We start from the raw sequence: 12,451 nt of genomic DNA, 5'->3' as shown, positions 1-12,451 counted from the left end.
CACCCGCGCCGCGCCGCCAATCAGGCTAGACCAGGGAGTCGACCGGAAGGGGCTGGGCCAGCGAGGACAGGAAGGTCTGTGACCACCTGGCCACGTCGTGGTCCCGCAGGTGCCGGCGCATGCGCCGCATCCGACGGGCGGAGTCCTGCGGATCCATGCGAAGGGCACGCACGATCCCGGATTTCATCCCGTCGATGTCGTGCGGGTTCACCAGCACGGCCTGGGTGAGCTGGTCGGCGGCGCCGGTGAATTCGGAGAGCACCAGCATGCCGGTGTCGTCCGTGTGGGCCGCGACAAATTCCTTGGCGACCAGGTTCATGCCGTCACGCAGGGAAGTCACCAGCATGATGTCCGCGGCTAGGTAGAGGGCAATCATTTCCCGCAGCGGGTAGGAATGGTGCAGGTAGCGGATGGCCGTGTGCTCCATGGTGTCGTGCTCGCCGTTGAGGTTGCCGACCATAAGCTCGACCTGGTCCTTGAGCTGCTGGTAGCGCTCGACATTCTCGCGACTCGGGCTGGCGACCTGTACCAGGCATGCCTCGCCAACGCGGATCTGCCCGTCGGCCAGTAGCTCGCCGTATGCCTTGAGGCGGTGGCGGATTCCCTTGGTGTAGTCGAGGCGGTCCACGCCGAGCATGATGGTTTTCGGGTTGCCCAGCTCCTGGCGGATCTGCTTGGCACGCGCCATGATCTCGGGATCGTGGGCGAGCTCGGCAACCTGTTGGGTGTCGATGGAGATGGGATGCGCCTCGGCCCGGCAGATGTTGGCAGTGGCTCCGCTGTCCTCGGATGCAGCCGGTGGAATCGCCAACGAGCCCTTGACGGTGCGGTCGGTGTAGCGGCGCATGCAACGGAGGAAGTTGCTGGCGTCCGCGGTGCGCTGGAAGCCCACCACATCTGCGCCCGCCAATCCCTCGAGGATCTGCTTCCGCCAAGGCAGTTGGGAGAAGATGCCGGGGGAGGGGAATGGAATATGGTTGAAAAACCCAATGCGCAGGTCCGGACGGGCCTCGCGCAACAACTTGGGCACCAACTGCAACTGGTAGTCCTGCACCCACACCGTGGCGCCTTCCTTGGCTACGCTGGCGGTGGCGTCGGCGAATCTCTTGTTGACCTTCTTGTAGGTGTCCCACCATGTTCGGTGGAACTCCGGGGGCACAATGACGTCGTGGTAGAGGGGCCAGAGCGTGGAGTTGGAAAACCCCTCGTAATACAACTGGACGTCGCACTCTTCCAGGGGGACCGGGATCAGATGAATCCCATCGTTTTCAAAGGGTTCAAGTTCTTCATCGGTGGCTCCGTGCCAGCCGACCCAGGCGCCGTCCGACTCCTGCATGACCGGGGCGATGGCGGTGACCAGTCCGCCGGGGGACCGCCGCCATGACAGTTCCCCATCCTCGCCCTGCACTCGGTCCACCGGCAGCCGATTGGCCACCACGATGAAGTCGTAGCTTGGTTTCTCGCTACCGGATGCATAATCACTTGCGTTATCCGCTTGCATGTTGACCCTCCATTCCTAGCTCAAGATTATTCATGAGCTTAGGGGAACCACGTGACGTAAGCGACACCATGGCGCTAAGCTACGCCTGCGCCGTGGCCTAAACTGGTTTGGTCGGGGGAGTACCAAACCAATCTCAAAGGACGTTTTGACCTATGGCATCCAATAGCCAGCGGCCGAGCAAGGCCGAGCGGACATCAAGCGCGCGGGAGCAGGCGCAGGCAATGCGTGTCGCCAAAGAAGCCGCTGACAAGCGCAAGTCATTGTTTATCAAGTTGGGCGTGCTGGTAGCCGTCCTCGCGGTGATTGCCCTGATCGTCGGCATCGTCCTGCAGAACAATGCCGGAAAGGTTGCCGATTCCGGTGCCGTGCCGAAGGGCGGAAATGCGTCCGGCGGCATTACGCTCACCTCCGACACGACCGTTGCCGAGACCTCCGGGCTCACCGTGGACGTCACCAAGGCCGGCACTCGTCCGACCGCGGCGAAGCCGGACGCCCCGCGTGAGGCAGCGGCGGCCCCCAAGGGCGAGCCGATCAACATGCTCATCTATGTCGACGTCAATTGCGTGCACTGCGCCGACTTCGAGACCCAGTATGCCGACCAGATCGGCAACTGGCTGGCGGCCGGAGACGTTCAGGTCGAGTACCGCAACGTTGCCTTCCTGGATGCCGGGTCGCCGACCAACTTCTCTTCCCGCGGCGCCAACGCGCTTGCCTGCGTAGCGGACCAGGCCCCGGCCTCGTACCTGCCATTCGCCAAGGCCGTATTTGCCCACTACCCGCAGGGTGAAATGAAGAACGCGGAACTGGCCCAGCTGGCCGAGGACAACGGAGCGGATGTCGCCGACTGCATCAACGACGGAACCTTCCGCTCGTTCGTAAAGTTCACCGACGAAGCCGCCCGCGTGGATGCCATCGCCGGCACCCCGAGCGTGTTCATCCAAGGCAAGAAATGGGATCCGAACGCCGAGCCTGACTTGGTGGCAACGGTCAATGCGGCAATCGCCGCCAACAAGTAAGAATCCGGGCCCCGGGCCTTCCTGAGATTGGGTGGTTCGCCACAAAGTTGGCGAACCACCCAATCCAAGGTCTTGGGGCCACGGTCGACAACAGCCGGTTTCATCCAGCCGGGGAATGTCGGTTACGCTAGTTCCTGCACTCGGGTCATGAAAGCATGAACCGAGGCAGCGTGCCTCCTTAGCTCAGTTGGCCAGAGCATCGCTCTTGTAAAGCGAGGGTCGCCGGTTCGAATCCGGCAGGGGGCTCCACCGAAATCCCCGTGATTCAGCGGCAAAACCGCCCGGAATCACGGGGATTTCTTGTGCCACGGGTGTTTCGCCACTGCCGCGTACCGCTGCGGGTCCCAGATTTCCTGCTTGGCCTGCCGCCCCCACGCCCAAGATCTTTCAGACACGAAAGCAGAGCAACTATACCGAGCTGCTCTGGCGCGCTTCCCCTTGCAGGCGTTCGTTGGCACGGCGCATTTTGCGGGCTCGCGCCGCACTGCTCGCCTTGCCGTATGCCGTCAGTAGGCGGGGCACAATGACGTAGACAGCCATCGGGACCACGACCAGGGTCAGCACGAACGCACGCAGGATCGGATGCCAGGCCTCGGCGAACCAGCCCAAGGCGGTCATGCCGAGTGCGACCATCGGGAAGATCGCGCACCACGTGAGGGCTGCCCGCACATGCACCGAGGGGACACCGGGGTTGCGGTGGTGGTGTGCGTCGGTTTCGTCGGCGGCCAGCGCCTTGCCCTCGTGTTCCATGCCATCTCCGAAGATCGTGTCGAGGTTGCCTTGCAACGGCGAAGGAGACATCGAGACGCCGTCGCACCCGCGCGGGCAACGCCGTCAACCTTACAGCTTGGACAGGGAGCCGACATACTCGAGGGCCGACGCCGAGACCGTCCGTGCTCCAGTCACCCGGCCCGCTCCAGCCGGTCAGACGCGGGTAGAAACGCCCATTTCATCCAGTGCGTTTGACACCGCTTTGCGCCCGGTCTCGTCCAGGCCCTTGACCGGCCTCGGCAGGTTTCCCGGCTTCACCAATCCGAGATCCTCTGCCACTGCCGAGGCGACCCGGAAACTTCCATACCGTGCGATAAGCGCCCACAGGGGTTCCATCGCCGTTGATAGCGATCGCGCCCGTGCCGCGTTACCGGACGCCGCGGCACGCGTGATCGCCAGGCACTGCTCGGGCAGGATCCCCGCCATCACGCTGTACCAGGCATCGCATCCGGACAGAAGCCCGTTGGCGGCCGCACCGTCGCCGCTGATGCCGATGGTGACATGCCCTGGAACCAAGGCGCGCAATGCCGCGACACGTGCCGTCGCTTCCGCGGGATCGGCCGACACCGGCGGGATCTTGATCGACGCCACGGCCTTCAGCTGGGCGATCCGTCCGTGCAGTTCGTCGCTGAAATTCACGCGCGTGGTGCCGGGGTTGTCGTAGACAACCAGCGGCACCGACAGGTTCGCCGAAACGTCCTCGTAGAGGCCGAAGACCTCGTCGTCTGTCAGCGGCTGGTAGGTCATTGGTGCCAGCAGCACCGCGGCCGCCCCGGCGTTCTGGGCATCCTCCACGTTGCGCAACACCTGGCGGGTGCCCAGCGCCCCAACCCCGACGATCACCGGAACGCCGTCCGTCCGCTCAACGGCGATGGCAGCCACGCGGGCACGCTCGCTTCGCTCCAGATAGGCGTAACTTCCGGTGGATCCGAGCGCGCCGATCGAGTCGACGCCGGCGGAGACGAGCCGGCCGATGATGCCCTCGAACGCAGACTCGTCAATGCCGGTCTCGGTCAGCGGGGTCAGGGGAAAGGCGCTCAGGCCGGTGACCTTCATGTGGGTCCTTCCGCGGGGGAGAAGAGAAGCAGCGATACGTCGAAGCATATATCGATGTTGCCGGCCCCGCCCCGGCCCCGGGCCGCCGTTGGAAAGGCCGAGCACCGACGCTAGGCTGGGCCGCATGCGAGAGCGGACGCGGCGTCTGGCCGCCACGGGACTGGATTACCTGGCCATCCTGGCATGGATGACGATTCTTGGCGTGGCCTCCCTCGTCGTCTTCCTGGTGCGCGGGGAACTGCCCGACACCCTGGGAACCATTGGCCCGGTCGGCAGCCAACTGGTGTATTTCCTGCTGCTCACGTTCGTGGTCGGCATCTACCTGTACCGGACCGAAGCCGGCCCGCACCACGCGACCTGGGGCAAGAGGAGGATGGGGCTCGAGGTGACGGGAGCGGACGGTGCGGCGCCCAGCCGGGCGAAAATCCTGCTCAGAACGATCGTGAAGCTGCTGCCCTGGGAACTAGCCCACTTTTTTGTGTGGCAAATGATGTACGTGTACTACCGCGAGGGCTACGAATCCGAGCCTCCGCCGTGGATTTTTGTTGGACTCAATGCGGCGTCGGCCGCTGCACTGCTCTACGTCGTAATGGTGCTGGCCACCGGGCGCGGACCCCATGATGCGGCTGCGGGAACGACCGTGCGCTTGCGTGCGGCGGCCGCCACCTGAGAAAGACCTTAGGCCTCCACGGTCGATCCGCGCACCATGAGCGAACTTTCCAGCGTCACCTGCCGGGCTTCGAGTTCCTCGCCGCCGATGAGACGCAACAACTGCTCGGCGGCCCTGCGGCCCAGCAGCTCACCGGGCAGGTTGACGCTGGTCAGGCCGGGGGAGCTGGTGGTCGAGTAGGGCAGGTCGTCGAAGCCGGTCACGGCGAGTTCCCCGGGGATCGAGATGCCGGCGGCCCGGGCTTCCTGCAGCACTCCGTAGGCGTGGGTGTCCGTTGCACAGACCACCGCGCTCACCCCCAGTTTTTTCCACTGCGGCCAGGCCCCGGCGAAGGCGTTGGCTGCCAGGCCGACATTGATGGTCGCTGCGATCCGCGCTCCCTCGGGGACTTCCATGCCCAGGGTTCCGGCGGCCTCGAGGAAGGCGGCCCGGCGGACCTCAAAGGTGGTGGTTCCGGTGGTGCCGTCGATGTAGGCGACCTTCTTGTGCCCGGCGGCCGCAAGGTGCTCGGCCAGGAGCCGTCCGCCCTGGGCCACATCGAGGTTCACCGCCGGGACATCGGGCCCGAATCCCGGGGCATCAAGCAGCACCAGGGGGCCCGGGGCCGAGAGCTCCTCCAGGAACGACGGATCCGGCGCGTCAACGAGCAGACCGGCCGGGCGCAACCCCAGCAGCCGGCGCGTGTCATCGGCGCTTGGCAATTGCCCGGCATCCGTGACCGAGAGGAGCAGCTGGTAGTGGGAGCCCAGGGCGGCGCGGACCCCGGCAATGACCGTGGCAAAGAAGGGGTTGGAGATATCGGGGGCGACCATGATGACGGTGTTGCTCACGCCCCGGGCGAGCGAACTGCCGATGGAGTCCACCACGTATCCAAGCTCGCGTATGGCCTCGCGGACCTTCGCTTCGTTGCCGGGGGAGACCCGGCCGCTGGCCTTGCCGTTGGCAACCAGCGAAACCGTGGCGGTGGAGACCCCGGCGCGCTCCGCCACCATGGCGGCGGTGACCCGTCGCCGAGTGGGTGCCGTGGCGCGCGGCTTTTGGGTCGAATGCATGGCCTTTATCTTAGTCGAGGCCGGGCGCCGTGCCCGCTGTCCCGTCCCGGCCTCGTCGCCCCGCATTTCCCGCCGGGACCCGCGGAACGCCGGCACCGATCCCGCGCCCGCGGTGCCGGTCACCGGGCGAAGCGCCGTACGTGGCGGATTCCGATTCGGCCGTTCAACGTCAAGCGTTTGACTAGGGAGTTTTTGCCACTCAAGTTAAGCGTTTGACGCGGGGTGCCAAAAGGTGCCAGAATTCCGGGGAAACAGCATTCCCTTTCCGCGGGCGCGATCCGGCGGGAAGTTATCCCCGAAGATGTGGAGAAAACCATGGGCGCACCCCTCGCTTCAACCGAGCCGCGGAAGATCATCCTCGACTGCGATCCCGGGCACGACGACGCCGTTGCGATCCTGCTGGCACACGGCAGCCCCGCGATCGAACTGCTTGCCGTCACCACCGTGGTCGGCAACCAGACCCTGGCCAAGGTCACCAAGAACGCACTCGCGACCGGGACCATCGCCGGGATCACCGGGGTTCCCTTCGCCGCCGGCTGCGACCGCCCGCTGGTGCGCACCATCGAAAACGCGCCCGACATCCACGGCGAATCGGGCATGGATGGCCCGCTGCAGCCCGAATCCGCCATCGAGCTGGACCCCCGCCACGCCGTTGACCTGATCATCGACACGATCATGGCGCACGAGCCGGGCACCGTCACCCTGGTCCCCACCGGCGGCCTGACCAACATCGCCATGGCCGCTCGCAAGGAGCCGCGCATCGTCGAGCGCGTGAAGGAAGTCGTGCTGATGGGCGGCGGCTACCACGTGGGCAACTGGAGCGCCGTGGCCGAATTCAACATCATCATCGACCCCGAGGCCGCGCACATCGTCTTCAACGAGAAGTGGCCGGTGGTCATGGTCGGGCTCGACCTGACCCACCAGGCGCTTGCCACCGACGAGGTCGTCGCGCAGATCGAGGCCGTCGGCACCGGCCCGGCCAAGTTCGTGCGCGAACTCATGGACTTCTTCAAGGCAACCTACAAGGACGCCCAGGGCTTCGACTTCCCGCCGGTCCACGACCCCTGCGCCGTCGCGTACGTCATCGACCCGACCATCGTCACCACCCGCAAGGTGCCGGTGAACATCGAGCTGCAGGGCACCTTGACCCTGGGCATGACGGTGGCCGACTTCCGCGCCCCGGCCCCGGCCGACTGCCACACCTCCGTCGCCGTGGACCTTGACCACGAGCGCTTCTGGAACCTGGTGACCGACGCGCTGGTGCGCATCGGCGACGTCGAGCTCGCAAGCGCATGAGCACGCTGACCGAAAAGGCCACCGGCACCCGCGGCGGCGCCGCGGCGCTGACCGCCGCCCTGCTCACCGCCTGCGTGGCGTTCCAGCTCAACGCCTCCATGCTCAGCCCCGCGCTGGTGACCATGGGCGAGGAACTGGGCACCGACCAGGCGGCCATCGGCCTGTCCCAGACCTGGTTCTTCACCACGGCCGCGCTGTTCTCCCTCTTCCTGCCCCGACTTTCCGACGTGGTGGGCCGCAAGCGCATCCTCGTCATCATGATGCTGCTGACCGCCGTCGGCTCCGTGGTCGCGGCCCTGGCCCCGAACATCGGCTGGCTCTTCGCCGGACGCATCATCCAGGGCATCTCCGGGCCGACCGTCCCGCTCTGCCTGCTGATGCTGCGTTCGGCCGTGCCCAACCCGCGCCGCTACGGCACCCTCATGGGCCTGATCCTCGCCGTCAACGGCGGGGTCGCCGGCGTCGATTCCTTCCTCGGCGGCTACCTCGCCGAGAACCACGGCTTCCGCTCCATCTTCTGGTTCATGGTCGTCCTCGCCGTCCTGGCCGCAGCCGCGGTGGCACTGCTGACCCGCGAGTCCAAGCCGCAGGCGGGCACCAAGATGGACTGGCGCGGCGTGTTCTTCATCGTCGTTGCCGTCGGCGCCCTGCTGACCGCACTGAACGAGGCCGCCAAGCTGGTCGGCGGCATCGACCCAGCCACCGTGATCACCTCCGTCGTGCTGCTGGCCCTGGCCGCCGCCGCCTTCTACGGCTTCTGGGCCACCGAGAAGCGCGTGGCCGAGCCCATGGTGCAGCTCGAGCACCTGCGCCAGCGCGCCACCTGGGCGCCGCTGCTGACCACGGTGCTGACCATGACCGGCATCTTCGCGGTCATCAACGGCATCGTCCCGGCCTACGTGCAGGCGGCCGGCCCCGGCTTCGGCGTCGGTCCCACCCAGACCGCGCTGCTGATCCTCACCCCCTACGCGTTGCTGGGCTGGATCTTCGGACCCATCAGCGGACGCCTGGCCCCGGTGTGGGGCTACAACAAGGTGCTGCGCATCGGCATGGTCGGCTCGGTGGCCGCGCTGTTGGTCATCGTGTTCTTCGGCATGGATTCGCTTCCCATGATGGTTGCCGGCACCGCGCTGCTGGGCATCATGTACGCCGGCACCGCCAACATCATGCTCAACGGCCTGGGTGTGGTGCTCTCGCCCAAGGGCAACCCCGGCTTCCTGCCGGGCATGAACGCGGGCGCCTTCAACCTGGGTGCCGGGCTGAGCTTCCTGGTGCTCCCCGCGGTGCTCGTGGGAACATCGTCCCTGGGCGACCGCGCCTCCTACGTGACCGTGGTGGTGGTCGGCCTTCTCATCACCGTGGCCGCCTTCGCCGCGTCGCTGTTGATCCCCAAGCCCGTCGATGCAGAGGTGAAGTAGTTGGATACCCAAGCCCCGGACAACCAGGCCGGCAGGATCGTCGTGGTCGGCTCGCTGAACGCCGACCTGACCATCTACACCCGGCGACTGCCGGCCCCGGGGGAGACCCTGCACGGTGAGGGCTTCACCGTGAACCCCGGCGGCAAGAGCGCCAACCAGGCGGTTGCCGCCGGGAAGCTCGGCGGCAACGTGGCCCTGGTGGGCGCCGTGGGCCGGGACGCGAACGGAACCATGCTGCTCGAGTCCTGTGCCGCCGCAGGCGTCGACGTCACTCAGGTCCGCCGCGCCGAGGGCGTGGAGACCGGCGTCGCGGTGGTCACCGTGGATGCGCACGGGGAGAACAGCATCGTGATCTCCGCCGGCGCCAACGGGACCCTGTCCCCGGCCGACGTCGAGGCGGCAGCGGCCGCCTTCGAGGGCGCCGCGGTGCTCTGCCTGTGCCTGGAGGTCGGCATGGAGACCGTCGAGGAAGCGGCCCGGGCCGGCGCGGCCGCCGGCGCGAAGGTGCTGCTGAACCTTTCCCCGTACGCCCCGATCCCCGCCAGCCTGGCCCGGCTCTCCGACGTGCTGCTGGTCAACGCGCACGAGGCCTCGCAATTCCTTGACGGGGAACAGATCCCGGAACCCGATGCCGAGGCCTCGGTCTGGGAACCGGTCCTGGAGCACCTGGCGGCCCGCGGGCTGCCAAGCGCCGTGGTGACCCTGGGTGCCGAGGGCTCGGTGGTGCTGGACTCGACCGCCGAGGCGGGGAAGCGCATTGTCCGCATCTCCCCGACCCGGGTCGACGCGGTGGACACCACCGGCGCCGGCGACGCCTTCACCGGCGGGCTGGCCGCGCGCCTGGCCGCCGGGGACACCCTGGCCGATGCCGCGGCCTTCGCCTCGGTGGGAGCCGCACTTGCCGCCACCCGGAAGGGCACGCAGGCCGCCTACCCGGATGCCGCCGCGGTCAACGCCAGGCTCAACGCCTAGCCCCTTCCCTGCCCGTCCCCGATCCCCCGGGAAGGGCGGGACCCCCCGGCCGCGCCAGATCCCTCCCGGACCTTTCCCCGGGAGGGATCCGGCGTTAAGCCAAGTGGGCGCAGCATCCCGTTGCGCGTCCACTCGGGTGCACCTAGGCTCAGGGTGAGGGCGCACCACCAGGTGTCCCGGACCGCGGAACCGCACAGCCCGTGAAGAACCCAGCCCATGCCATTCGGCCCGCTCAAGAGGTGGCTCGACGCCAAGAGAAGCGACGACTACATGTACATGACCCGGCCCCGGGCCCGGGCCGCGCTCCGGGAGTTCCTTGACGAACGCCCACCGGCCCTGCGCCGGCTGGAGGAACTGATGACGGTTGACGGCCAGGATCCGGCCGTTGTCCTGGACGGCACCCCGGAGAGCCTGGTTCCGCTGTGGGGCTGGATGCTTTCGAGGTTCACCGCCCGCGAAGCCGCCGGCGCCACCGACCCCGCCTCCGTGGCCAGGGCGGCCTGGCCGTCGTGGGAACGCCATACCAGGGAGGTGGAGCAGACCCTGTCCATTCAGTCGCTGACGCTTCTGGACGGGCTGGTGTCCTACCTTGCCCAGGTGGTGCTGGCCCGCGCGCCGTTGGCACGGTGGGAGATCGCGCACGACAGCCACAAGCGCTACCACCTGGAGAACCACCCGGTGCTGGTCAGCGGGACGGGCAAGAACCACAACTTCCTCCCCGGTCTCCCGGTGGTCCTCGTGGTCAGGATCTTCCACGGGCTTGATGAGCCGCAGGACGACAGCATGGCCCAGTACGCGCGCAGGCTCATCGAGCAGCTGAACCGGGACGAGGAGAGCGACGACGAGCTCGCCGAGCCGGAGCCGCCCTACGAGGTCGAGGACGTCCGCGGCGAGGAGGGGGACTACGACTTCGAGATCGGCCTGGGCGAGGAAATCGCCCACGAACGCTCGCGCGCGGTCGACAGGATGGTCCGCAAGTTGGGCCGAGCGGACGGGGTCAAGGAGGCATTCCGGGAGGACCGGGAGATCATCCTGGTGCGGGCTCCGTCGTGGAGCCTCGACGCGCTGGAGGAATGGCTTTCCCGGCACCTCTGAGGTTCGGCGGCCATCGGTGTTCCCTTTTTTCCGTTCCGTTCAGCGAAGCGGTGCTGCCACGTCGACGAGGGTGATCGTGTCGCGCCCGCGCACGCCCTGGAAGCTGTACTCGCCCCAGCGGACAGACTGCGCCTGCTCGTGCTCGACGGCGCTCCAGTCCCAGCCGAGCACGGCGGGGGAGTCGGCGCCGCATTGCGGCGGGAAGGACTCCATGACGGTCGTGCAGTAAACAGGACCGGTCCCGCCATCCAGCACCGTGCCGGCGAAGGACCGTTCGGGCGCGGGTGACAGCGCGATGAGCAGCGCGAGGACCGCGAGCACCAGCGCAACCGGTGTCATCACGTAGCGCTCCGGCCTGGATCGGGAGATCGCATTCATCACCACCCCGAGGGCAAGGTACCCGAACACGACCCAGCTGCCCACGCGGGAGAGGCCTTCCGGAAACATGTCGAGAATTCCTGCCCGGTGCAGGGCAAGCACCGCGATGAACCCGTAGACCAGGATGGAGAACGCCGAGGCGATCCGGTAGCCGGTCGGCAGGATGCCGGGATGTTGCCCGCCCCACGCGAACCGACCCCACGGCGCCCCACACGCCAAGGCAAGCTGGAAGATGGCCAACAGGGCCAGCACTGCGACGAAGACGACGGCGACGGTCATGGACGGAAGCCTACTATGTGCCCTGGAACGGGCAAGGGGGCGGCTTCCCGCCTTTTTGGGGTCCAGAGTTGAACCTCCGCGTTGGACCACGCGGATTCCACGTGCCAGCCGATTTGTCCATTTAGTACTATCATGCGATGGTTAAAGGTCCCCTGGAGATTTGCCAGAAGAGCGTGAGCAGCGGAATTTTCCGCACGGCCGCTCGTATAGCAGTGCAAACACTTGGGCGGAACGGACAGTTGGGCCGGGATGAATTTGTCAGGGCCGGATGCAGCGCTGAAGGTAGCGACAGCAAATCCCCCGTACCCACGCTCTGCAGCCTGAACCGAAAGCGGGCCGCGCGATCCGATGAAGCACGCCTGCCAGAAATCTTTGCTGACGGGCCCCTGCACATCGCTTCGGATGTCGATTGCACGTTGGAGTTGGCCGGTCAATGGACCGGCGGATCAACGAGGATTGTTCGAAATTCGGCAGGCACCTCCCTCGACGTGGAGGGCCTGCAATAGCACCACTCGGAATGTGCCAACTGTTCGACGCCTCCCGGCGTCGAACACGGCGCTCCCGGCGGTGAACGACGCTGGGCATGCCCCGTCGAATTGCCGCACAGTCACGAAAGGACGGATCAGAATGACACCAGGTCACGAAGCACTCATCATCACCGCCATCGCGATGATCGGCCTACTCAGCGTGCTGACCTTTGCCATGGTCTCGCGCTACCGCAAGGCCCACAACAGGCACGCGGAACCAAGCGCCGAAAAAGCCGCATAGGAATTTAGATGGCACGGGAATGAACGGCCCGGGCCACTGAACAAGAAGAACGGGTGTGCCGGCCATGGATGTGGCAAGCGCACCCGTTTTTCGTGTTTCCGGCGGTCCTTCATCCATCCCTGCAAGGCAACCGATTCCCTCGATGCCTGTTGCCAGTCACCGCAAATACGGGCCGCCTC

General features: G+C 66.7%; 12 protein-coding genes and 1 tRNA gene. 8 read left to right on the top strand and 5 right to left on the bottom strand.

Annotated features, from left to right (window positions below; all coding sequences use genetic code 11):
• Positions 1–25 precede the first annotated feature (25 nt).
• Positions 26–1,501, bottom strand: a complete 1,476-nt coding sequence (locus tag AC6CHY_RS10005) for an alpha,alpha-trehalose-phosphate synthase (UDP-forming) (protein ID WP_217388326.1) — start codon at positions 1,499–1,501, stop codon at positions 26–28.
• A 152-nt stretch (positions 1,502–1,653) separates the two neighbouring features.
• Here AC6CHY_RS10005 and AC6CHY_RS10000 point away from each other — a divergent pair, with 152 nt between their 5' ends.
• Together AC6CHY_RS10000 and AC6CHY_RS09995 are read left to right on the top strand one after the other, a co-directional pair.
• Complete coding sequence (locus tag AC6CHY_RS10000) at positions 1,654–2,517, top strand: DsbA family protein (protein WP_217388327.1); 864 nt, start codon at positions 1,654–1,656, stop codon at positions 2,515–2,517.
• A 172-nt stretch (positions 2,518–2,689) separates the two neighbouring features.
• Positions 2,690–2,766 (top strand) — tRNA-Thr (locus AC6CHY_RS09995).
• 159 nt (positions 2,767–2,925) lie between these two features.
• Here the strand turns inward: AC6CHY_RS09995 and AC6CHY_RS09990 are convergent.
• Complete coding sequence (locus AC6CHY_RS09990) at positions 2,926–3,318, bottom strand: hypothetical protein (protein ID WP_498226609.1); 393 nt, start codon at positions 3,316–3,318, stop codon at positions 2,926–2,928.
• Positions 3,319–3,441: 123 nt separating this feature from the next.
• Complete coding sequence (locus AC6CHY_RS09985; protein ID WP_498226608.1) at positions 3,442–4,344, bottom strand: dihydrodipicolinate synthase family protein; 903 nt, start codon at positions 4,342–4,344, stop codon at positions 3,442–3,444.
• Between the two features lie 124 nt (positions 4,345–4,468).
• Between AC6CHY_RS09985 and AC6CHY_RS09980 the strand changes: the two genes are divergently transcribed.
• Positions 4,469–5,014 (top strand): RDD family protein, encoded by a 546-nt coding sequence (locus AC6CHY_RS09980; RefSeq protein WP_217388330.1) that lies wholly within the window; start codon positions 4,469–4,471, stop codon positions 5,012–5,014.
• Between the two features lie 8 nt (positions 5,015–5,022).
• Here the strand turns inward: AC6CHY_RS09980 and AC6CHY_RS09975 are convergent, their stop codons facing one another.
• Positions 5,023–6,066, bottom strand: a complete 1,044-nt coding sequence (locus tag AC6CHY_RS09975; protein ID WP_498226607.1) for a LacI family DNA-binding transcriptional regulator — start codon at positions 6,064–6,066, stop codon at positions 5,023–5,025.
• Positions 6,067–6,381: 315 nt separating this feature from the next.
• On the opposite strand from AC6CHY_RS09975, the gene uriH reads away from it, so the two are divergent.
• The 4 genes from uriH (at position 6,382) to AC6CHY_RS09955 (ending at position 10,847) form a co-directional block, all read left to right on the top strand.
• Positions 6,382–7,362 carry a uridine-preferring nucleoside hydrolase UriH gene (gene uriH, locus AC6CHY_RS09970; protein WP_217388331.1) on the top strand — a complete coding sequence of 327 codons (981 nt, stop codon included), beginning with the start codon at positions 6,382–6,384 and terminating at the stop codon, positions 7,360–7,362.
• Positions 7,359–8,780: a uridine transporter UriT gene (gene uriT, locus AC6CHY_RS09965; protein WP_217388332.1), complete on the top strand. Its 1,422-nt coding sequence runs from the start codon at positions 7,359–7,361 to the stop codon at positions 8,778–8,780. Before uriH ends, uriT begins: the two co-directional genes overlap by 4 nt.
• A complete protein-coding gene (locus AC6CHY_RS09960; RefSeq protein ID WP_498226606.1) occupies positions 8,781–9,752 on the top strand; it encodes a ribokinase in 972 nt (323 codons plus the stop codon). It abuts the gene before it with no gap.
• A gap of 216 nt (positions 9,753–9,968) precedes the next feature.
• Positions 9,969–10,847 (top strand): hypothetical protein, encoded by an 879-nt coding sequence (locus tag AC6CHY_RS09955; RefSeq protein WP_217388334.1) that lies wholly within the window; start codon positions 9,969–9,971, stop codon positions 10,845–10,847.
• Positions 10,848–10,886: 39 nt separating this feature from the next.
• On the opposite strand, the gene AC6CHY_RS09950 is transcribed toward AC6CHY_RS09955, so the two are convergent.
• The gene (locus AC6CHY_RS09950; protein ID WP_254455950.1) at positions 10,887–11,504 is read right to left on the bottom strand and encodes a hypothetical protein; all 618 of its coding nucleotides are present in this window, start codon (positions 11,502–11,504) and stop codon (positions 10,887–10,889) included.
• A gap of 627 nt (positions 11,505–12,131) precedes the next feature.
• On the opposite strand from AC6CHY_RS09950, the gene AC6CHY_RS09945 reads away from it, so the two are divergent.
• Positions 12,132–12,272 carry a hypothetical protein gene (locus AC6CHY_RS09945; RefSeq protein WP_498226605.1) on the top strand — a complete coding sequence of 47 codons (141 nt, stop codon included), beginning with the start codon at positions 12,132–12,134 and terminating at the stop codon, positions 12,270–12,272.
• The last annotated feature ends 179 nt before the right edge of the window (positions 12,273–12,451 follow it).

It is taken from the genome of Paeniglutamicibacter sp. GQ140 (genome assembly GCF_059759235.1).
This window is presented reverse-complemented; position numbering and strand designations above follow the sequence as displayed.